The 21,456-nt window shown below is 64.8% G+C and carries 19 protein-coding genes; 8 read left to right on the top strand and 11 right to left on the bottom strand.

Going from position 1 to position 21,456, the window contains the following annotated elements; genetic code table 11:
• Positions 1-148 precede the first annotated feature (148 nt).
• Both CV770_RS08680 and CV770_RS08675 read left to right on the top strand, forming a co-directional pair.
• Positions 149-1,486 carry a Rieske 2Fe-2S domain-containing protein gene (locus tag CV770_RS08680; RefSeq protein ID WP_104462025.1) on the top strand — a complete coding sequence of 446 codons (1,338 nt, stop codon included), beginning with the start codon at positions 149-151 and terminating at the stop codon, positions 1,484-1,486.
• Between the two features lie 3 nt (positions 1,487-1,489).
• The gene (locus tag CV770_RS08675) at positions 1,490-2,305 is read left to right on the top strand and encodes an N-acetylmuramoyl-L-alanine amidase (protein WP_201759763.1); all 816 of its coding nucleotides are present in this window, start codon (positions 1,490-1,492) and stop codon (positions 2,303-2,305) included.
• Positions 2,306-2,407: 102 nt separating this feature from the next.
• Here CV770_RS08675 and CV770_RS08670 read toward each other — a convergent pair whose 3' ends face one another.
• The 3 genes from CV770_RS08670 to CV770_RS08655 all read right to left on the bottom strand — a co-directional run bounded on the left by CV770_RS08670 (position 2,408) and on the right by CV770_RS08655 (position 5,510).
• Positions 2,408-4,015, bottom strand: a complete 1,608-nt coding sequence (locus CV770_RS08670) for a Na+/H+ antiporter (protein ID WP_201759762.1) — start codon at positions 4,013-4,015, stop codon at positions 2,408-2,410.
• Positions 4,016-4,063: 48 nt separating this feature from the next.
• Positions 4,064-4,921 (bottom strand): class A beta-lactamase, encoded by an 858-nt coding sequence (gene bla, locus CV770_RS08665; protein WP_104462023.1) that lies wholly within the window; start codon positions 4,919-4,921, stop codon positions 4,064-4,066.
• A 214-nt stretch (positions 4,922-5,135) separates the two neighbouring features.
• Positions 5,136-5,510 (bottom strand): nuclear transport factor 2 family protein, encoded by a 375-nt coding sequence (locus tag CV770_RS08655; protein ID WP_104462021.1) that lies wholly within the window; start codon positions 5,508-5,510, stop codon positions 5,136-5,138.
• A gap of 95 nt (positions 5,511-5,605) precedes the next feature.
• Between CV770_RS08655 and CV770_RS08650 the strand changes: the two genes are divergently transcribed.
• Both CV770_RS08650 and CV770_RS08645 read left to right on the top strand, forming a co-directional pair.
• The gene (locus tag CV770_RS08650) at positions 5,606-6,034 is read left to right on the top strand and encodes a GFA family protein (RefSeq protein WP_104462020.1); all 429 of its coding nucleotides are present in this window, start codon (positions 5,606-5,608) and stop codon (positions 6,032-6,034) included.
• 184 nt (positions 6,035-6,218) lie between these two features.
• Entirely contained in the window at positions 6,219-8,033 is a 1,815-nt protein-coding gene (locus tag CV770_RS08645; RefSeq protein WP_104462019.1) for a caspase family protein, read from the top strand.
• A gap of 44 nt (positions 8,034-8,077) precedes the next feature.
• Here the strand turns inward: CV770_RS08645 and CV770_RS08640 are convergent, their stop codons facing one another.
• Positions 8,078-8,770 carry a DUF1345 domain-containing protein gene (locus CV770_RS08640; protein WP_091964453.1) on the bottom strand — a complete coding sequence of 231 codons (693 nt, stop codon included), beginning with the start codon at positions 8,768-8,770 and terminating at the stop codon, positions 8,078-8,080.
• Positions 8,771-8,779: 9 nt separating this feature from the next.
• Positions 8,780-9,703 (bottom strand): polyprenyl synthetase family protein, encoded by a 924-nt coding sequence (locus tag CV770_RS08635; RefSeq protein WP_091964450.1) that lies wholly within the window; start codon positions 9,701-9,703, stop codon positions 8,780-8,782.
• Between the two features lie 161 nt (positions 9,704-9,864).
• On the opposite strand from CV770_RS08635, the gene mtgA reads away from it, so the two are divergent.
• The 3 genes from mtgA (at position 9,865) to CV770_RS08620 (ending at position 11,687) form a co-directional block, all read left to right on the top strand.
• A complete protein-coding gene (gene mtgA, locus CV770_RS08630) occupies positions 9,865-10,539 on the top strand; it encodes a monofunctional biosynthetic peptidoglycan transglycosylase (RefSeq protein ID WP_104462018.1) in 675 nt (224 codons plus the stop codon).
• Between the two features lie 168 nt (positions 10,540-10,707).
• Positions 10,708-10,890 carry a 50S ribosomal protein L32 gene (gene rpmF / locus CV770_RS08625; RefSeq protein ID WP_007598106.1) on the top strand — a complete coding sequence of 61 codons (183 nt, stop codon included), beginning with the start codon at positions 10,708-10,710 and terminating at the stop codon, positions 10,888-10,890.
• Between the two features lie 143 nt (positions 10,891-11,033).
• Entirely contained in the window at positions 11,034-11,687 is a 654-nt protein-coding gene (locus CV770_RS08620; RefSeq protein ID WP_165637660.1) for a hypothetical protein, read from the top strand.
• 6 nt (positions 11,688-11,693) lie between these two features.
• Here the strand turns inward: CV770_RS08620 and CV770_RS08615 are convergent, their stop codons facing one another.
• Positions 11,694-11,954 (bottom strand): hypothetical protein, encoded by a 261-nt coding sequence (locus CV770_RS08615; protein ID WP_038970702.1) that lies wholly within the window; start codon positions 11,952-11,954, stop codon positions 11,694-11,696.
• A gap of 220 nt (positions 11,955-12,174) precedes the next feature.
• Here CV770_RS08615 and CV770_RS08610 point away from each other — a divergent pair, with 220 nt between their 5' ends.
• On the top strand, positions 12,175-13,869 hold the full coding sequence (locus CV770_RS08610) for a bifunctional diguanylate cyclase/phosphodiesterase (protein WP_104462017.1): 1,695 nt from the start codon (positions 12,175-12,177) through the stop codon (positions 13,867-13,869).
• Positions 13,870-14,007: 138 nt separating this feature from the next.
• On the opposite strand, the gene CV770_RS08605 is transcribed toward CV770_RS08610, so the two are convergent.
• The 5 genes from CV770_RS08605 to CV770_RS08585 all read right to left on the bottom strand — a co-directional run bounded on the left by CV770_RS08605 (position 14,008) and on the right by CV770_RS08585 (position 21,456).
• On the bottom strand, positions 14,008-15,516 hold the full coding sequence (locus tag CV770_RS08605) for a tripartite tricarboxylate transporter permease (protein WP_104462016.1): 1,509 nt from the start codon (positions 15,514-15,516) through the stop codon (positions 14,008-14,010).
• Positions 15,517-15,520: 4 nt separating this feature from the next.
• Positions 15,521-16,006 carry a tripartite tricarboxylate transporter TctB family protein gene (locus CV770_RS08600; RefSeq protein ID WP_104462041.1) on the bottom strand — a complete coding sequence of 162 codons (486 nt, stop codon included), beginning with the start codon at positions 16,004-16,006 and terminating at the stop codon, positions 15,521-15,523.
• A 156-nt stretch (positions 16,007-16,162) separates the two neighbouring features.
• Entirely contained in the window at positions 16,163-17,140 is a 978-nt protein-coding gene (locus CV770_RS08595) for a tripartite tricarboxylate transporter substrate binding protein (RefSeq protein ID WP_091964436.1), read from the bottom strand.
• Between the two features lie 201 nt (positions 17,141-17,341).
• The gene (locus tag CV770_RS08590; RefSeq protein ID WP_104462015.1) at positions 17,342-20,209 is read right to left on the bottom strand and encodes a PAS-domain containing protein; all 2,868 of its coding nucleotides are present in this window, start codon (positions 20,207-20,209) and stop codon (positions 17,342-17,344) included.
• A 371-nt stretch (positions 20,210-20,580) separates the two neighbouring features.
• Positions 20,581-21,456 (bottom strand): GNAT family N-acetyltransferase, encoded by an 876-nt coding sequence (locus CV770_RS08585; RefSeq protein ID WP_104462014.1) that lies wholly within the window; start codon positions 21,454-21,456, stop codon positions 20,581-20,583.

The raw sequence follows: 21,456 nt of genomic DNA, 5'->3' as shown, positions 1-21,456 counted from the left end.
CCGTGCCCACCATCTCGCCGTACACGCAACAGGACGGTGGGCACGGCGCAAAGGGCGCGCCTTTTGCCCACCCTACGAGGGCTGTTCTTGCGTTGACGTTCTCTCACTCTCGCGCCAATCTTCCCGACAATATTCGGGAGGATCAGCCATGCTCCGCGCCGAGGACAACAAATTCCTGACCGAGGCCGGCCCTGGCACCGGCATGGGCAAATTGCTGCGCCGTTTCTGGATTCCCGTCCTGCTGTCCGAAGAACTCCCCGAACCGGACGGCGAACCGAAGAAGATCACCGTGCTCGGCGAGGAATTGCTCGCCTTCCGCGACACGCGCGGCGTCGTCGGGGTCATCGATCAATATTGCCCGCATCGCGGCGCCAATCTCTGGCTGGGGCGAAACGAGGAATGCGGCATCCGCTGCGTCTATCACGGCTGGAAATTCGACACCGACGGGCGCTGCCTGGACATGCCGACCTCTTATCCCGATCTCAACGCCAAGGACCTGATCCGCATCAAATCCTATCCGGTGCGCGAATGGGGCGAGATGATCTGGGCCTATATGGGGCCGCTTGAGGCGATGCCCGAGCTGCCCGATCTCGAAATGGCGCTGTTGCCGGCCGCGCACCGCTATGTCAGCAAGAAATGGCAGGACTGCAACTGGGTGCAGGCGCTGGAAGGCTCGATCGACACCGCGCATTTCACCTTCGCCCATCTCTCCTTCGACAAGGACGAGAACGAGATCCTGGACATCAAGAAGCATTTTGTGAATCCGATCGCGCGGATGTCGAGCGATCACATGCGCTGGATCGCGGAAGACCCGCGACCGGTGATCAAGATCAGCCCGCACGAGGCCGGGCTGACCATTGCCGGCGGCCGGCTCACCGGCGGCGACAGCATCTACTGGCGCATCGCGCAATTCCTGATGCCGTTTCACGCCTACGCGCCGAGCGCGATGCCGGGCGAGAGCATTTTTGGCCAGACCTTCGTGCCTGTGACCGACACCAATTGCTGGATCTACACCTATGCCTGGAATCCGGAGCGGCCCCTGACGCAAGCAGAGCGCGACGCCTACGACCGCGGCAATGGCGTGATCGCGGAGGTCGACGAAAATTACGTGCCGCTGCGCCATAAGGGGAACGACTACCTGATCGACCGCAAGCTGCAGAAGACCAGGAGCTACACCGGCATCAAGGGTGTCTCCGAGCAGGACGCCGCCGTGCAGGACAGCCAGGGGCCGATCGCCGACCGCACCCGCGAGCATCTCGGGCCGACCGATCTCGGCATCATGCATTTTCGCAAAGTGGTGATGGATCTGGCGCGGGCGCTCCAGCAGGGCGAGGCCCCGCCGCAGGCGGCGCATCAGGATCGCTATGCAGTGCGCTCGGGCGCCTGCGTCACCAGCAAGTCGAAGGATTTGCCCGCGGTCATGCTCGAACGATTCGGCGATGTCGCGGGCTTCGTCGGCCGGCCACGCATCGCGGCAGCGGAGTAGGATTTGTCGTCAGGGCGGGACATCGTCGCAATTCTCCTGGTGTCGCTGGTCGCGCTATTGCTTCCGCCGATCGATGCGGGTCTGGCCGCCTCGGCCCGAAAGGTCGCGAAAGCGAGGCCCAGGCCTTCGCCCGCGCCGGCCAAATGCGAGATGCCGAAATTCCGGATCGTCGTGGATGTCGGGCATACGCCGGACTCCTACGGCGCATTGAGCGCGCGCAACGATCCGGAGTTCGGCTTCAACTTCCGTCTCGCAAGACTCATCACGGCGAAGCTCAAGTCCGAAGGCTTTGCCGCAACACGCCTGCTCGTCACGGACGGCAAGGCGCGGCCCAGCCTGTTCAAACGTGTCGGCAGCGCCAATGGGTCGCACGCCGATCTCTTCCTGTCGATCCATCACGATTCGGTGCCGGACAAGTTGCTCGAGACCTGGGAATTCGATGGTGCGAAGAGCTATTTCAGCGATCGCTTTTCGGGCCACTCGCTGTTCGTGTCGCAGCGGAATTCCCACTTCGCCACCAGCCTGATGCTGGCCCGGATGATCGGCAGGCAGTTGAAGGAGCAAGGCCTGCACTATGCCAGCCAATACACTTTGCCGCTGATGGGCCGTTACCGGCGCCAGTTGCTCGACAAGGATTTCGGCGTCTACCGCTATGACGGGCTCGTCGTCCTGTCGCGGACCAGCAGCGCCGCAGTGCTGCTCGAGGCCGGCTCCATCATCAACCGCGACGAGGAAATGGCGATGAACGCACCCGAGCGGCATGAAACGATTGCGGCTGCCGTGGCGTCGGCCATAGGGGAGTTTTGCGCGAAGCGGTAGTTGCTCCCGCCGTCATTGCGAGCGCAGCGAAGCAATCCAGAGTCTTTCCGTGAAGGCGGTCTGGCTTGCTTCGTCGCAACGGCTCCACGCAATGACGGGAGGCTACAGCGGTGTCCGCCGATACTCCCGGTTCGCCAGGCTGGCTTCCTCCAGATCCAGATCGCGCTCGATCCGGCGGCGGGTCTCGTCGGTGATCTGGCCGTCGCGCAGGAGATCGTGGATGAATTTTCGTTCGGCGGCGATCAGGTCGCGGGTCAGCGCGGTACCGGCGGCCGAGACGTCGTGGTGGGTGGGATCGAGTGAATCAGGCAGCTGGTTGACGCGGATGTCGTGGCGGGCACGCAGGAGCCGCATCACTTCGTCGGACACCTCCTTCTCCTCGGTCAGCGCGTCGAGCGATTTCAGTGCTGCATCCAGCGCCTGGCGGCGCGCGGCGATCTCGGCCTCGTGCTCGGCGGCATGCTCGTTACGGCCGGCCTCGGCGACGCCGAGCCACCGCACCACCGGCGGCAGCGTTAGCCCGACGCCGATCAGCGTGACGAAGATGACGCCGAAGGCCACGAACAGGATCAGGTCGCGATACGGAAATGCATCGCCATCCGGCAGCGTGAACGGCAGTGCCAGCGCGGCCGCGAGCGACACTGCGCCGCGCACGCCGGTGAAGGCGAGCACGAACGGCCATTGCCAGGGCGGCGACGGATCGCGCTCGCGCAACGATCTGCTGAGCATCCGCGGCAGATAGGTTGCGGGATAGAGCCAGGCGAAGCGCGCGACCACGACGATCACCAGGACCACGGCGGTTGCGATCAGGATGTCGTCGAGCGGGAACGCCTTCGATTTCTCGTAGAGCGCGCGCATCTGGAATCCGGTGAGCAGGAACAGCACGCCCTCGATCAGGTAGATCACGAGGTCCCAGAAGAAGATGCCCTGCAGGCGCGTTGCCGACGAGATCAGCAGCGGGCCGTTCCAGCTCACATAGAGGCCGCAGGCCACCGTCGCGATCACCCCGGAGCCGCCGATATGCTCGGGCAGCCAGTAGGACACGTAGGGGGTGATCAGCGACAGCGTCAGCTCGACCTGCGGATCCCCGGACCATTTGCGGAAGCGAAGGGAGAGCCAACCGACGCCGATGCCGAACGCGATCTCGCTGGCGACGATGAGGAGGAATTCGCCGGCCGCGAGCGGCAGCGAAAAATGCCCGACCATGATGGCGGCCAGCGCGAAGCGGTAGAGGGTCAGCGCAGTGGCATCATTGGCGAGCCCCTCACCCTCGAGGATGACCAGGAGGCGCCGCGGCATGTTGAGCCGGCGCGCGATCGCGAGCGGCGCCACCACGTCGGGCGGCGCGACGATGGCGCCGAGCAGGAAGCCGATGGTCCAGGGCAGGCCGATCATATAGTGCGTGGCGGCCGCCACCATCGCTGCGGTGAAGATCACGGCTCCGACCGCGAGCAGCACGATGGGACGCAAATTTTTCTTGAACTCACGCCAGCTCATGGCGACGCTCGCCGAGTAGATCAGCGGCGGTAGCACCATCAGCAGCACCAGTTCCGGCGGCAATTCCACCGGGGGCATGCCCGGCACGAAGGCGAGGCCGACGCCGGCCAGCATCAGCAGGATGGCGGGGGCGACGTTGAAGCGGCGTGCGGCCAACGCCACGCCTGCCAATACGGCGAGCAGGATGAGAAAGGTCTGAAACTTCGCTTCCATGATGGTCTGTCTTGACCCGGAAGCGACTGCTACGTCAATGCGCGCGGCTTACGCCAGCCGCTCGGCCACCATCCGCCCGATGCGTGCAAAGGCGGCTTCGATCTGCGCCGCATTCGGCGTGCCGCCCTGGGTATAGGCCGCGATCAGGATCGGCGTCCCGGGCTTGGGCCAGACGACCGCGATATCACCCGAGGCGTCCTTGCCGTTGTTGCCGGTCTTGTCGCCGATGGTCCAGCCTGCGGGGAGGCCGCCGCGCAACCGGTTCGCGCCGGTCTTGCAGTTCACCATCCAGTCGGTGAGCAGGGCACGCGAGGCCGGCGACAGCGCCTCGCCCACCACCAGGCGCCGCAAATTTCCTGCCATCGCCGCCGGGGTCGTGGTGTCGTGGGGATCGCCCGGCGGCGAGCGGTTGAGTTCTGGCTCGTTGTGGTCGAGCCGGGAGGTGGTGTCGCCGAGCGATCGCCAGAAGGCGGTGAGGGTGGCGGGGCCGCCGATCCGCGCCAGCAGCAGATTTGCGCAGGTATTGTCGCTGAGCTCGACGATCGCCTTGCACATGTCGCTGACCGACATCGCGCCGGCCGCAAGATTCTGTTTGGCGACCGGCGCGTAGTCCAAGAGGTCGGCCTTGCCGTAAGCGATCATGGCCGCAAGCTGCTCCTCGCCGCGGTCGACCCGGGCCAGCACGCAAGCCGCAAGCGAGGCCTTGAAGGTCGAGCACATGACGAAGCGCTCGTCGGCGCGCCATGCGAGTTTTTTGCCGGTCGCAAGGTTCTCTGCATAGACCCCGATCCGTCCACCGCTCTCGCGCTCATAGGTTTCGAACTCAGGCGGTGCCTCAGCGGCCAACGCGGGAGAGGCGGCGATCCAGCACAGCGAGGCGAGCAGGGAGCGGCGGTCGAGACACATGGGGAGCTTTCGGGAGAAGAGATGGAAGAGATTACGCACGCTTCATCCGCGCCGTCATTGCGAGCGCAGCGAAGCAATCCAGAATCCTTCCGCGGAGAGATTCTGGATTGCTTCGTCGCAAGAGCTCCTCGCAATGACGCGGCGAGAGTTATGCTTGCAATGATGCAGAATGGATATCGAGCGCGTCCGAATTCAGGCAGCGGAACGTCGAGCCTCACTCCCCCAAATCATAACGATACGACTTCGACACGATCTGCCAGCCGTCGGCGAGCTTCATCGCCACCAGATAATCGGTGAAGAAACGCGGCGGCAGCTGGCAACGGACCTTGATGAAGGCGGTCTTGTCGTCCGAACGGTCGATGGTGACGATGAAATCCTCGCGCGGCTTGCCTTCGGCCTTGGCGGAGGCGCGCTTGCGGACGCGGTCGAGCCAGTCGGGCACGGTCAGGACCTGGAGCTCGCCCTTCTCGACCCAGCGCAAGTCAGCGGAGGGATGGAAGATGGTGCCGAGCTTCTCGGCGTCACCCTCGTAAAGCCCGTCGAAATAGGATTGCACGACGGCTTCGACACTCGAACGGTTCTGGCTCATGGGTCATCCTTTTGCATGATGGCTTGGGCGGAACTTAGTCCTACACATCGAAATGCGCTATGGGTGTCTCTCGTCAATCGCGCGAGGGTGTTGGAATGACCGGATCAGAAACTTCGAACGCTCGTATCCTGATCGGCGAATGCTACTGCCGCGCCGTGCGCTTTGAGGTGGCCGATGCGTTCTCCTATGCGATGAACTGCCACTGCTCGAACTGCCGTCGCACTACCGGCTCCGCCTTCAAGCCGTTCGCCGGCATCGCGCAGGACAAGCTCCGCATTGTCCGGGGGGAAAACCAGCGGATGATTTTCGGCGACGACACCACCCATGACGCCCATTGTGGGCGATGCGGCTCGCTGCTTTATTCCCGGGTGCGTGAAGGACAATGGGTCCATGTCGCCATGGGAACCCTGGTTGATGCCCCCTCGATCCGGCCGAGCGCCCACATCTTCGTGGCCTCGAAGGCGCCCTGGCACGAGATTACGGACAATCTGCCGCAATATCGGGGGCATATTGGCGATGCCTAAGGGGAATTCGGTCTGCACGCCTGTTTGGCAGCGAACCCCGACCGCGCTGGCGCGACAAACAAAGGGGGTCCTTCGGGCTGTCGCCGGCGCGGCCTTGGTGACCTCAATCACAAGCGCCGGCACCGGATCCTGCTAAAGCGGTCCCAAGGGGGACCGAAACGTCCCGAACTTCGGAAGTCGTGTCATGCGCAACCTGCTCAGACTCTGCCCGCTTCTCCTCGCCGCCGTGCTGCTGTTCGGCACGGCTCCCGCTCTTGCCGGCAATCGCGTCGCGCTGGTGATTGCCAATTCGGCCTATCAGCACGCGCCGTCGCTCACCAATCCCGTCAATGACGGTGCGGTGATGGCGAAGACGCTGAAGGAGGCCGGTTTCAACAGCGTCGATTTCCGGCACGATCTATCGGCCCTGGATACGCGGCGCGTGCTGCGAGATTTTGCCGATGCGACCCGCAATGCCGACATCGCCGTGGTGTATTATGCCGGTCACGGCATCGAGGTCGAGGGCTCGAATTATCTGATCCCCGTCGACGCCAAGCTCGAGCGCGACACCGACGTCTATGACGAGGCGCTCTCGCTCGACCGCGTCCTGGTCGCCGTCGAACCGGCAAAACAGCTTCGGCTGGTGATCCTGGATGCCTGCCGCGACAATCCGTTCGGCAAGACCATGAAGCGCACGGTGGCCGCGCGCGGTATCGGCCGGGGCCTCGCCCAGGTCGAGCCGACCAGCCCCAACACGCTGATCGCCTATTCGGCGAAGGCCGGCTTCACCGCCCAGGACGGCGACGGCGCCAACAGCCCCTTTACGGTCGCGCTGTCGAAGCATCTGACGACACCCGGCCTCGACGTCCGCCGCGCCTTCGGCTTCGTGCGCGACGACGTGCTCAAGTCGACCGGCAACAAGCAGGAGCCGTTCGTCTACGGCTCCCTCGGTGGTGAGGACGTGCCGCTGGTTCCGGTCAAGGTGACGGCCGCAGCAACGGTTGCGCCCGCGCCGAACCCGCAGGCCGATATCCGCCGCGATTACGAGCTCGCGCTCCAGGTCGGCAACAAGGCGGCGTGGGCCGCCTTCCTCGCCCAGCATCCCGATGGCTTCTATGCGAGCCTCGCCAAGCTTCAAGTCGAGAAAATTGGTGCCGAGCAGGCCCATGCGGCTGCCACCGAGAAGGCGAAACAGGCCGAGGCAGAACGTGATCGTCTCGCCGCGCTCGGCGCACAGAAGGATGCGCAGGCCAGAGCCGCGGCCGATGCGAAGGCCGCCGAGCAGGCGCAGCTCGCTGCGCAGAAGGCCAAGGAGCAGGCGCAGCAGCAGGCAGCTGCCGCCGAGCAGCAGCGCGTCAACCTCGCCGCTGCGGCGCCGAACGCGGCGCCGGCCAGCACGGCGAGCCCTGCCGGCACCAACGTTGCCTCCCTGACGCCGGCGACCGCGCCGGCCGATCTCAGCCGTTCGGTGCAGACCGAGCTCGGCCGCGTCGGCTGCTTCTCGGGCGCCGCCGACGGCAATTGGAGCACATCCTCGCAGCGCTCGCTGTCGCAGTTCAACCGCTATGCCGGCACCAAGCTCGACGTGAAGGTGGCGAGCACGGATGCGCTGGATGCGGTCAAGGCCAAGCCGTCACGCGTCTGCCCGGTGGTCTGCGAGCACGGCTTCAAGGCCGATGGCGACAAGTGCACGAAGATCGTCTGCCGTGAGGGCTATGCGGTCAACGACGACAATGATTGCGAGAAGAAGCGCGCCGCCAAGCCGGCCAAGCCTGCAACGGCGAAGCGCGACGACGGTGATGAACGTCCCGCCCGGCAGCGTCCTCAGGCCGGCGGCGCGGCGGGCGGCTATGGTGCCGCGGCCGGCATTGCTGCCGCGGCTGGCGCCGGTCGCGCCGCAGGTGGCGGGCAAGTCATCTGCAATAACACTGGCTGCCGCCCAGTCAGCCGCGGTTGCCACCTCGAATATCGCGGCGGCGGCGGCCCCGGCAACGATGCCAATGCCGAGGTGTGTCGTTAGGGCATGCATGATCCAGATCGTCGTCCCGGAAGGCCGGGACGATGTCAGGTCGCAATCGCGCTCGCCGCGATGTTGACCGTCAGTGCCAGCAACGCCGTGTTGTAGATGAACGACACGATCCCGTGCGCCGTGGCCGTGCGGCGGATCGTCTTGTCGGTGATGCCGACGTCGGAGACCTGCGCGGTCATGCCGATCACGAACGAGAAATAGACGAAGTCCCAATAGTCGGCGTGGTTTTCCTTGTCGCCGCTCGGGAACTGAAGACCGCCCGGCTTGGCGTTCCGATAGTAATCATGCGCGTAATGCAGCGCGAAGGTCGTGTGCACGGCGGCCCATGACAGCGCGATGGTGCTGATTGCGATGGTCAGCTCCAACACGCCCCGATGCGGTGTGCCGAGCTCTGAGACGATCGCGGCGATGCTGGCGAAGGCGCCGGTCGCCGTCACCAGCAGGATCACGAAACGGCCGTCGTCCTGCATCGCGGCGGCGCGCCGGATGTGGTGATGGTCGTTGCAAAGCATCATTGCGTAGACCAGCACGAGATAGACCGCGATCAGCGCATCCCAGCCGAACAGGAGCCGTGTCACCAGCCGGTGCGAGCCCGGCAGCAGCAGACAGACCAGGACGCCAGCCGCGAGCGCGATGAAGGTCCGCGGCCGCGCGTAAAGCAGCCGCATCGGCCGCGACATCTGGCGGAAGCGGACGAGGACGGGATCTTCTTTGCCCTCGGCCGCCATCGATGCGTGTCAGCTCTTCCGCTCGGCGACAAACCGCGCGGCGGCCTGCAGCACGGCGGCGCGATCGCCGAAGATCGAGACCGCGCTGTCGGCCCGGGCGAGCAGGTCGCGCACGCGCTGCTTGGCGCCTTCGATGCCGAGCTGGGTGACGAAGGTGGTCTTGCCGAGCGCGGCATCGGCGCCGGCCGGCTTGCCGAGGGCCGCCGCATCGCCCTCGACATCGAGCAAATCGTCGGCGATCTGGAAAGCTTCGCCGAGCGCGCGGCCGTAATCGTCGAGCGCCTGATATTCTTTCTGCGAGGCCTGGCCGAGGATCGCGCCGGCGATGCAGCCGTAACGCAGAAGCGCGCCGGTCTTCATCTGCTGAATGCGGGCGACATCGATCGGCTCGTTGCCGCCAAAGCGGCCTTCGCCGGCGAGGTCGAGGATCTGGCCGCCGACCATGCCGCCGATGCCGGCGCAGCGCGCCAGCGCGCGCGTCAGCAGCAGCCGCACATTGGCGTCGCGATGAATCTCGTCGCGGGTGACGATGTCAAAGGCGAGCGTCAGCAGACCGTCGCCGGCGAGGATCGCGGTCGCGTCGTCGGTCTTCTTGTGCAGGGTCGGGCGGCCGCGGCGCAGGTCCGAATTGTCCATTGCCGGAAGGTCGTCATGGATCAGCGAATAGCAGTGGATGCATTCGAGCGCGGCGCCGACGAGCAGCGCGGCTTCACGGGAGACCCCGAACACTGCCGCGCTCTCGACCACCAGGAAGGGCCGCAGGCGCTTGCCGCCGTTCAGGCTCGAATAGCGCATTGCGTCCATCAGTCGCTTGGGCCGGGCGATCTCATCGTGCAGGATGTCGTCCGACAACAGGCGCCCGAGCAGGGCCTCGGTGTCATCAGCGGTCTTGTCCAGACGCTTGGCGAAATCGGACGGGGACGTGCCGGTCATCAAGAAGGGCTCCAGAACTAAAATTCGGCGGGACAATCCTTTATGCGCCCGCCCCAGTCAATCGTTTGGAAGGCCTAAAAAGTGCTGGAAAAGGCCAGAATTATCACAGACTTAATGGGGAGAGCCGTGGCCGCGTTTCGTTCCATGCCGGAAAGGTCGATTTGCGCATCGTCAAAATCCTGTTGGTAGCGCTCGCGGTTGTCATTCTCGCGCCCTATGTGATCGCGCCCTTCTACCGCATTGGCCATCCGGTTTCGACGCTGATGGCGTGGCGCTCGCTTCGCGGTGCGCCGATGCAGCGGGAATGGATCGATCTGGCGGCGATGTCGCCCTCACTGCCGCGATCGGTGGTTGCAGCCGAGGATGCCCATTTCTGCAAGCATCACGGCATCGATTGGGGCGCGCTACGCGAGGCGATCGACGACGCGCAGGAGGATGGTACGCCGTTCCGGGGCGCCTCCACGATCACCCAGCAGGTCGCGAAGAATTTGTTCCTCTGGCAGGGCCGGGATTTCGTCCGCAAGGCGCTCGAATTCCCGCTGGCGCTCTGGATCGATCTCGTCCTGCCCAAGTCGCGGATCCTGGAGATTTACCTCAACATCGCCGAGCTCGGCCCGCAGGGCCAGTTCGGGGTGGGGGCGGCCAGCGCCTATGCCTTCGGCAAATCGGCCGCCGGCCTCTCCCCCCGGGAAGCGGCCCTTCTGGCCTCGATCCTGCCGAATCCGGTCAAACGCAGCGCCAAAACCCCCGGCCCGGGCGTCCGGCGGCTGGCCGGGACCTATGTGGCAAGGGCGCAGGCCTCTTCGCTTGCGACCTGCTGGCGGGAAAATCGCTGATTTTGGGCCCTTTCCGGGCGTATTTTCCGGCCCAAGAGCCTAGCTTTGCGGCCAGCCTTCCTCTATAAGCGCGGCCTTGATCGGCATTCAGCTCGCCTCGGATTGCGGGTGCTGAGCCGTCCCTCGCGGACGATGCCCTGATGACACCAATCCCTAGAGGATATTGAAATGGCCGTTCCGAGAAGAAAAACCTCGCCGTCGCGCCGTGGCATGCGCCGCTCGGCAGACGCCATCAAGAAGCCGACCTATGTGGAAGACAAGGACTCCGGCGAGCTGCGTCGTCCGCACCATCTCGACCTCAAGACCGGCATGTACAAGGGCCGTCAGGTCCTGAAGAAGAAAGAGTCCTGAGTTAAGGACCTTTCTCCAGGCAGGATAATTGGGCCTGCCTGATTTCGGCCAACCCATGAGATATGACAGTGGCGGCGGCGGAGCTAATGCTTCGCCGCCGCATTGTCCTGTCTGGATATCTTGATCGAGAAGGCATTTCGCCGATGGTCGGTTTCCCGCTGCTTCTGATTCCGCTCGCGGTCTACAACATCATCGCCTTCCTGATGCCAACCGTGTCCTTCACGGATGTGCTGTTCAAGGTGCCGATGGTGTCAGGCGAGACCTGGCCGATCACGCTCGCCGACGTGATGCTGGCGCTCGGTATCGTACTGCTGCTGCTCGAAGTTATTAAGGGCGCGCGGCCCGGCTCGAAATTCCTGATGGATCATCTGCTGTCGCTGATCCTGTTCGGCGCGGCCGCTGCCGAATTCGTGATGTGGCCCAAATTCGGCAACTCGACCTTTTTCCTGCTGGTGCTGCTCGCGATGGCCGATTTCCTCGGCGGCATTGCCCAGCGCACGCGCCGCCGCGTCACCTATGTCGCCGAGACAACGGTGCCGGCGCCACGCAAGTCCAAGCGCCAGGTGGAAGCTCCGGCGGGCGATGCCGTGGCCGAGCCCAAGTTCGAGCCGGTGGCCGCGCCGATCGCAGCACCGGCCGCACCGCCCGCGCCCTCGGCACAGTCGGTCGCCGAATCCGTGTTGATGGATCCTCCCGCACCGAAGCCGGTGCAGAGCACGCCCTCGCCGGAAGTCCCCTCGCCGCATTTGCAGCCGGGCGACGGCACGTCTCCGTCCCCCGACACGCCGCCGCGCTGATCGATCTCAAGCCACCTGCCGCGTGCGCGCGCTGACGCTTTGCAGCGGGCGCTTGCCGCCATAGGCCGTCTGCGCATCTTCGGAGGAGGCGCGACGCAGCCGGCTTGCCTGGGGCAGATGTTCGGCATTGGCGATCAGCTGGGCGACGAAGCTCGGATCGGGACGCGGCAACGGCGTCTTGTGGACCCATTGCAAAACCGGCAGTAGCGGCACCAGGGCCGTGCCCGTGCCGTTTTCCGCCGCGTCCGATCGATCGGTACTCAACATCGCCATCACCGTTGATCCGGCAGTGCCTGTTGCGTTTCGGGACGCTGGTGCCGGGTGCGTGTCAGTACTCGCAAGGCCTATGCCGGATGGGCCGGTTTGGTTCCCCGGCTCGTAGAAACGTGGTTTCCAAATTGTTTATCAACTTTGCCTAGGGTTGGGGACGAATCTGGCTTTATCCTGTGTCAGCTCAGACTTCCCGCTGTCCCGAAACGAGGCGATTTTGACCCCCGCATTACCGCAAGCCTCCGACATTCTGGCCGCCCTCGGCCAGGCCGTGTTTGCCTGGGACATTGGCAGTGATGCGATCGTCTGGGGTGACCAGGTCGCCAGCGTCTTTCCCGGCATTCCCGCCGAGCGGCTGGCGACGGGCGCCGAATTCGCCAAGCTGATCGAGCCCGCGCCATCGCTGCGGACCGCCGCGTTGGCGCAAGCCTATGCCGTGCATGGTGCCGACGGCACGCCCTACCGGGTCGAGTACGGCGTGCGCATGAGCGCCGCCGATCCCGTGATCTGGATCGAGGAGACGGGCCGCTGGTTCGCCGGCCCCGACGGCCGCCCGGTGCGCGCGATCGGCTCGGTCCGAATCAACAATGAACGCCACGCCCGCGACGAGGAGCTGACCAAGCTGGCCCGGCTCGATCCGCTGACCGGCGAGCTCAATCGCTCTCATCTGATTGCCGCGCTGGCCGAGGCGATCGAGGAGACGACCCGCTTCCGCTCGACCGCGGCCTTCATGCTGGTCGGCATCGACCATCTCGCCCGCGTCAACGACGCCTTCGGCTTCGACGTTGCCGACGCCGTGATCCTCGACGTCGCCAAGCGCATCCGCTCACGCCTGCGTGGCGGCGACGTGCTCGGCCGCTTTTCCGGCAACAAGTTCGGCCTGATCCTGAAGAACTGCACCGTCGACGACATGAATGTCGCCGCCGAGCGATTCCTTGCCGGCATCCGCGACGAGGTGGTGCCGACCAAATCCGGCCCGGTCTCGGTCACCGCCTCGATCGGCGCGGTCAGCGTACCGCGCTATGCCCGCAACACCGACGAGGCCGTCAACCGTGCCCATGAGACGCTGGATGCCGCCAAGCGCCGCCGCGTCGGCTCGTTCGCGGCATGGCGTCCGGATGCGACACGCGACGCCCAGCGCCGCGTCAACATCCGCGTCACCGACGAAATCGTCACCGCGCTGAACGAGCGCCGCATCAAGCTCGCCTATGAGCCGGTGGTGTCGGCCGGCTCGCGCGAGCGCGCTTTCCATGAATGCCTGGTGCGGATGGACCAGGGCGACGGCCAGGTGCTGCTCGCGCCCGACATCGTGCCGGTCGCCGAACGGCTCGGCCTGATCCGCCTGGTCGATCACCGTGTGCTCGAGCTCGTGGTGGCCGAGCTCGCCGCCGCGCCCGACATCTGCCTCAGCCTCAACATCTCGCCGGATACGACCATGGATCCGGACTGGTGGGCGGGCATCGAATCGCTGATGCAGGCCCATCCCGGCGTTGCCGAGCGGCTGATCGTCGAGATCACCGAGACGGTCGCGATCCAGGACATCGATGACGTCCGTGCCTTCGTCGGCCGCCTCAAGCATTTCGGCAGCCGCATCGCCATCGACGATTTCGGCGCCGGCTACACCTCGTTCCGAAACTTGCGCAAGCTCGGCGTGGATATCGTGAAGATCGATGGCGCGTTCGTGCAGAACATCACCCATTCCGCCGACGACCGCGCCTTCGTGCAGACCCTGATCGACCTCGCGCGCCGCCTCGACATCAAGACCGTCGCTGAATGGGTGCAGGACGAGGAAGCCGCAAGCATGCTGCGCGACTGGGGCTGCGACTACATCCAGGGTCGCCTGATCGGGCTGGCATCCGGCGAGCGTCCGTGGGGCGCTTCAACGGATAGTGCGCTGCCTGCTGCAAGCTGAGATGCCGTAGGGTGGGCAAAGGCGCACTTGCGCCGTGCCCACCATTCCTCCGTAATGGATACAGATCGTGGGCACGCTTCCGCCTTCGCTCTTCGAGCTACGGCGGACAAGTCGCTTTGCCCACCCTGCGAGATCTTCTCACGCGCCCTCATCCAGCGCCACCAGCTCGCGCTTCTTGCGCAGCGACGGCAATAGCGGCGCGATCAGCAGCACCAGGGCAAACACGAGACACACCCCCGAGATCGGCCGCTGCACGAAGGTCCAGAGATCGCCCTGCGACAGGATCAGCGACTTGCGCAGATTGTTCTCCATCATCGGTCCCAGCACGAAGGCCAGCACCAGCGGCGCCGGTTCATAGCCGAGCTTGCGCATGAAATAGCCGATGATCCCGAACGCGATCATCACATAGACATCGAACACGTTGTTGCTGGAGCAGTAGACGCCCAGGATCGTGAACAGGATGATCAGGGGGAATAGGATGTTGTAGGGCAGCTTGAGCAGTTGCACCCACATGCCGATCATCGGCAGGTTCAGGATCAGCAGCATGACGTTGCCGATATACATGCTGGCGACGATGCCCCAGAACAGGCCGGGGTTTTGCGTGATCAGCAGCGGCCCCGGCTGCAGGCCGTGAATGACGAAGGCGCCGAGCAGCAGCGCCATCACCACATTCGGCGGAATGCCGAGCGTCATTAGCGGAATGAAGGCGCCGCCCGCCGCGGCATTGTTCGCCGATTCCGGGCCGGCGACGCCTTCGATCGCGCCATGGCCGAAACGCCCCGGTGTCTTCGATAGCCGCTTCTCCAGCGCGTAGGAGGCGAAGGACGCCACGACGGCGCCGCCGCCCGGCAGGATGCCGAGGAAAAAGCCGAGGATGGTGCCGCGCCCGACCGGACCTGCACTCGCTTTCCAGTCCTCCCTGGTGGGCAGAAGATGGGTGATCTTGGTGTTGATGATGCCGCGCTTGATCGCCTGCTCGGTGTTGAGCAGCACCTCGGCAACGCCGAACAGGCCCATCACGACAGGCACGAGCCCGATGCCGTCGATCAGTTCCATGCGGCCGAAGGTCAGACGCGGCTGCGCCGTGATGCTGTCGAGCCCGATCAGTCCGAGCACGACGCCGATGCAGGCCATCAGCAATGCCTTCGGCATCGAGCCCTGGGTGAGGAAGGTGAGCACCACGAGGCCGAGTACCATCAGGCTGAAATATTCGGCCGGGCCGAACGCGATGGCGACGCTGGCAAGCTTCGGCGCGACCAGCATCAAGGCGATCAGCGCGAACGTGCCGGCAATGAAGGAGCCGAAGGCGGAAATGCCGAGCGCAGGGCCAGCGCGTCCCTGCTTCGCCATCTGGTGGCCGTCGATGCAGGTGACGACGGAAGCTGCCTCGCCGGGAATGTTGACCAGGATCGAGGTGGTCGAGCCGCCATACATCGAGCCATAATAGATCCCGGCCATCATGATGATGCCGGATTCCGGCGTGCCCGATAGCGTCACGGGCAGCAGCAGCGACATCGCTGAGATCGGCCCGATACCCGGCAGCACGCCGACCAGCGTGCCGATGAAGACACCGATGAAGCAGTAGAGCAGGTTGACCGGCAGCAGTGCGACGCCGAACCCATGCGCGACATTGACAAGCGTATCCATAGGGTCAGCCGATCCCGAACAGGCCCGAGGGCAGCTGGATCAACAGCAGCCGCTTGAGCACCCACCACATGCCTGATGGCACCAGCACGGCGATCGGGATCGCCAGCGTCCAGCGAACGGGATCGATCAGCCGCAACAGCAGCAGCACCAGGGGGATCGACGACAGCAGGAAGCCGAGTGGCTCCAGTGCAATGGAGAATGCCACGAGACAGGCAATCAGCAGGAGCGGCTTGCTCCAGCGCACATTCTCCCAGCGCGAGGCCAGCGTCGGCGCGCCCTCGGTGATCGCCGAGACGATGATGGCGCCTGCGAACACGCACATCAGGATGCCCGTGTAGAACAGCACGTAGCCGGAGCCGGGATCGTTGATGCTGCCGAGCTTGAGCTTCATGCCGGACCAGATCACGAAGCCGCCGAGCCCAAGCCCGATCAGCCCGCCCCAGAGCTCGGAATTGCTGAGGCGGAGTTTGACGTTGGTTTGATCGCTCATCGGCACTCTCTCGGCCGTTCCCCGGACGCTGCGCAGCGCGAAGCGGTGCGCTGCAGAGCCGGGGCCCATGGGTTCGTGGCAAAGGTGGGTCCCGGCTCTGCGGTGCACCGCTGAAGAAGCGCTGCACCGCGTCCGGGACACGGAAGTGGCTCGGCCCTACTTCTTCGCAAGCCCGAGCGTATCGATCACCTTGCGCTCGGACTCCGTGACCTCGACGACGAACTTCTTGTAGTCCTCGGTGTTCTTGTAGTTCGGCACCATGTCGTATTTGGCGAGCGTCGCGACCACCGCGGGATCCTCGACCGCCTTCTTGAAGGCATCGTGCAGCTTGGCGACGATCTTTGGATCCATGCCTTTCGGGCCGGCGATGCCGAAGGGGGAATCATAGACCATGGGATAGCCGAGCTCCTTCAGCGTCGGCGCGTCGGGATAGTTCGGCGAGCGTGCGCCGGTCCACACCATCAGCAGCCGCAGCTTGCCGGCGTCGACCAGCGGCCGCCATCCCGTGGAGTCCGCCTGAAGCATCGTGTGCTGTCCCAGCACCGCGGCGTTGGTCTCCGCGCCACCCTTGAAAGGAACTTGCGTCAGCTTGATGCCGGACATCGCGGCGATCTGCTCCATGCCGATATGCAGCGAGGTGCCGGCGCCCGGCGTGGCATAGGTCACCTTGCCCGGATTCGCTTTCGCGAACTCCACGACGTCCTTCCAGCTCTTGAACTGCGACTCCGCGCTGGTGGTCACACCGAAGGTGTAGCCGGTGAGATGGATGATGTAGGTGAAGTCCTTTGCCGGATCCCACGACACTTCCTGCATCAAGGGCAGGCGGAACACGGTGATCGGAATCTGCGAGATGGTGTAGCCATCCGGCTTCGCGGCCGCCGCCATGGTCGCCGGGCCCACCGTGCCGCCGCCGCCGGCCTTGTTGTCGATCACGATCGGCTGCCCCAGCACCTTCGAGGCGCTGTCGGCGATGGCGCGCATGGAGATATCGGTCGATCCGCCGGCCGGCCATGGCACGATCAGCGTGATCGGCTTGCTGGGATAGTCCTGCGCGCTGGCGGCAGTCGAGAGCAATGCGCCCATGACAGCATGCATCGCGGCAAATGCGATCGTCTTCAGCCCGTATCGCGGCATCGAAACTCCTCCCCTCGCGGCGGCCTCTTTGCGGGCCGCCGTTTCTCGTTCTTACGCGGCGATTGTTCCTGAAATCGAGGGAGAAGAAAAGCGCATTGCGCAGATCGCGGGTGCCGGGCGGTGCGGCAAGCCCGGTCGAGGCGGCACATGCGACAATTCGTCGTTTGGTGGTGTGCCGAGAGGCGGAATTTGAGGAAGCCGTTATGCCACGCGCCGGACCGAACTCAGCGTCTCGATGGTGCGGCCGACCTCCGATGCGGGGCACGGCCTGCCGAAATAATAGCCCTGCACGGCGGTGCAGCCGCATTCGCGGACGAAGTCGAGTTGTTCCTCGGTCTCCACGCCCTCCGCGGTCGTTTCGACGCCGAGCACGGAGCCGAGGCTCGCGATGGTGCGGACGATGGCAACGCTCTCCGGACTTTCGCCGAGCGTGCCGACAAAGGAGCGATCGATCTTGATGCGATCGAATGGAAATTTGCGCAAGTAGCTCAGCGAGGAATAGCCGACGCCGAAATCGTCGAGGCTGACGCGTACCCCTAACGCGCGAAGCTGGTGCAGGATCTCGATCGTCGCGTCGCTGTCGTCGAGCAGCGCCGTCTCGGTGACCTCGAGCTCGAGCCGTTGCGGCGGCAGGCCGGCTTCGGCAAGTGCGCTCGTGACCATCGCCACCAGCCCGCGCGAACGGAACTGCACCGGCGACAGATTTACCGCGACAGTGACATCGGGCCAGGACGCGGCGGTCGCACAGGCGCTGCGCAGCACCCATTCGCCGATCGGAACGATCAGCCCGGTCTCTTCAGCGATCGGAATGAACTCGGCCGGCGAGACGAAGCCGCGCGACGGATGTTTCCAGCGCAGCAGCGCCTCGAACCCGGTGAGCTCGGACGAATCGAGCCGCAGCTGCGGCTGGAACACCAGATGGAATTCACGCGCCTCGAGCGCGCCGCGCAGATCGTGCTCCAGCGCGTGCCGACTGCGCGCCTCTTCCTCCATCTCGGGCTCGAACAGCTGATAGGCGCCGCGCCCCTTGGCCTTGGCCTGGTACAGCGCGAGATCGGCGCATTTCATCAGCTCGTCGGCATCGAGCCCGTGGTCGGGCGCGATCGCGATGCCAACGGAGACGCCGACATGGATCGACTGGCTTTCCAGTGGCGGCGGATGACCGATGACCTCGACCAGGCGCCGGGCCAGCTTTTCCGCCGATTGCGGCTGCGGTCCGCGCTGGAGGACGGCGAACTCGTCGCCGCCAAGGCGCGCGACGGTGTCGTGCTCGCCGACATTCTCCTTCAGCCGCGCCGCGACCCAGCGCAGCAGCCGGTCGCCGGCGGCGTGGCCGAGGCGGTCGTTGACGGTCTTGAAATTGTCGAGGTCGAAGCACAGCACGGCCATCGCGCCGCCGGCGATCGCGACCTGGTTCAATCCCTCACCCATCTTTTCGCGGAACAGCATGCGGTTGGGCAGGTCGGTCAACGAATCGTGCCGCGCCATGTGCGCGACGCGCGCCTGGGCCTTGTGGCGCTCGGTGACGTCCTCGTAGGTGACGACCCAGCCGCCATGCTCCATCCGCTTGTGATTGAGCTTGATGATGCGGCCGTCGCTCAAATGGCGGTGCAGCGTATGCTCGCCCTCGCGTAGCCGCTCGACGTAATCGGCATAGAGCCGCGTGGCTGTGGTGTTCTGATGAATGCCGAGCTCGCAGCTGTGCTCCATGATTTCGCGCATCGAGACGCCGGGCTTCACGACATCAGGCGACAGGCCGTACATCTCGATGTAGCGGCGATTGCACACGATGACGCGCAGGCTCGCATCGAGCATGCACAGGCCCTGGCTCATGTTGTTCAACGCCGCGTCGAAGCGGCGATACTGCTCGCTCAGCTCCTCGATCGCGTGCTCGCGTTCGGTGATGTCCTCGTAAGTGGCGACGAAGCCGCCCTCGGCCAGAGCGCAGTACCTGACCGAAATCACGGTGTCGTTCGACATCCGACGGCGCATCGGGGAGGCGTCGTGATTGGCGATCCTCGCACTGGCGGCTTCCAGCAGCTGTTGCGGGCTGTATTCGGAAGAGAACGCGCCGTTCGCCATCGAGCGCTCGATCAGCTCGGCGAGATGCGTGCCGGGCCTGGTCTCCTCCGGCGACAGCAGGTAGATCTTGCGGTAGGTGGCGTTGCAAACGCGAAGGCGCATGTCGCTGTCGTAGAAGGCGAGCCCGTGCGCCATGTTCTCCATCGCGGCATCGAGAATGAAGTTCTGCTGCCGCAGCGTCTCTTCATATTGCAGCCGCTCGGTGACGTCCTCGTGCACGGTCACCCAGCCGCCGTCGGGCAGGAAGCGCGAGACCGTCTGCACCATGCGTCCGTCATAACGCATCACCAGCAGGGATTTCGCCTTTCTGGCGCGCACGTCCTCCAACCGGGATTTATGGAATTCGTCGGCCGCCATGCCGGGCAAATTGCCGCGCGACACCCAATGGTCGAGCACCGTGCGATGCGAGGCGCCCGGCTTCACGATCTCGGGGTCGAGATCGTAGAGGTTCAGGAACCGTTCGTTGCAGACGACGACACGGCTGTCGGCATCGTACATGATGAGGCCGTGCGACATGTTGGAGAGCGCGTGCTGGCTGCGCTCGGTCTGCACGCGCAATTCCGCCTCGAGCCGGGCGAGGCGGGTGACATCGTCGCAGATCGTCATCCAGCCGCCGCCGGGAAGCGGCTTGAGCTCGAGCGACATCACGAGGCCGGTCGCAAGCTGCTGCTCGGTCCGGAACGGCTTTCCCCCCGCGATCTGCGCGATCCGCGCCGAGTAGAGCGTGTCGAGCTGGTCCTGGGGAAAGTTGCCGCGCATCGCACTATGCGCAAGCACCTCGCGGTAGCTCGTGCCCACGCGCACGATGTCGGCCGACATGTCGAACAGCGACAGGTAACGCTGGTTGACCAGCACGATCCGGTTGTCGGCATCGTAGACGCAGACGCCTTGTTCCATGTGGTCGAGTGCAAGCTGGCTCAGCGCGACCAGGGCCTCCGGGCCCTGCTCGCGGCGTGCACCAAGCTCGTTGTCGCAGGTCGATGTCATGGGGTTGGCGGGGTCTCGGCGGGCAATAGACTTAACGCAACCTAATTCAGCCGCCGAGGGTAGCGAAGAGGCCGGAAAATTCCCTTAAGCGCAGTAGTTTACGGAGGGTGACTGGCGATGGAGAGCGCGTCGGAAATGCGGAGGTGCGCGCGAGAGTTGGCCGGGAGGGCGCGTCAAATGAAGTATCGTCCCTGCGAAAGCAGGGACCCATAACCACAGAGAAAGGTTTGACGAAGATTGGAAGTGAAGGGACCTTCCCGTGGTACCAGCATTGCGGCTTAGAGACAGATCACGCGGTATGGGTCCCTGCGCCCGTGCGCAATTGCGCACTAGGCAGGGACGACAGCGGTGGTCTGGTCCGACAGCCTTCCCTACGGTCCGTACAACACCAGTTCCGTATCGGTGAGATCGCCGAGCTGCGGCCGATCCGGTCCCTTGAAATATTTGCGACCGCGCCGCTCGGTATAAATACCGACCAGGCCAGGAAGCGGTTCGTTGGAATCGATCGCCACCGCGATCTTGCCGAGCCGAAGCAGCAGCCGGCCGATGCGACCTGCGCAGGCGGCGTATTCCGCGGCGCTGCGGCAATAGATCAGCTTCATCGCAGGGGGCGCGATGAAGCCGCGGCGGATCCGCACCGGTTGCAGGATGAAGGGGAATGTTCCCTTCGGCGTGCGGCAGACGAGGCTGAGGCAATTGTAGCGCGCATGCCGTGTCAGCAGCTCGGTTTCGCCTTCGGAAAGTCCCTCGATCGTCTTGGCGTGAGGCGAGATGACCTCGATCTCGCTCCAGCGCGGAGGCCGCGCCAGGGCAGGAACCGAGAAGAATATGCCGCGGCAATAGGCGCGAAAGCCCTGCGTTTCGATGATCGGCCAGGTCCACGGTGCCGGGCTGATGTTGAAATAGGTCACGTCCTTGTGCCGCTGCGCGATCTTGGTCAGCAGCGGAGCATAGTTGCGGTAGGCCGGATCGACATACCAGCTCGACAGGTTGCACTGGATGGCGGTCTCTTCGCCGTCCTTCCGCGCCGTGTAGATCAGCAGCAGCACGCCGACCGGCGTGCCGTCACTCTCGAGCATGTAGCCGAAGCGCGGATAGCCCTCCGGGACGGACCGGAAGGCCTGCCGGCGCAGACCCTGGATCCAATAGTTCCGCGAGCGGCCGACGAAGCCGCGCGTCAGCAGGTCCGCGACCGCTTCGGCGTCGGACTCGGTGATCTCGCGGCATCGGACCTTGGTGTGAATCAC

It is taken from the genome of Bradyrhizobium sp. AC87j1, from assembly GCF_002936975.1.
GTDB classification, from domain to species: domain Bacteria; phylum Pseudomonadota; class Alphaproteobacteria; order Rhizobiales; family Xanthobacteraceae; genus Bradyrhizobium; species Bradyrhizobium shewense.
This window is presented reverse-complemented; position numbering and strand designations above follow the sequence as displayed.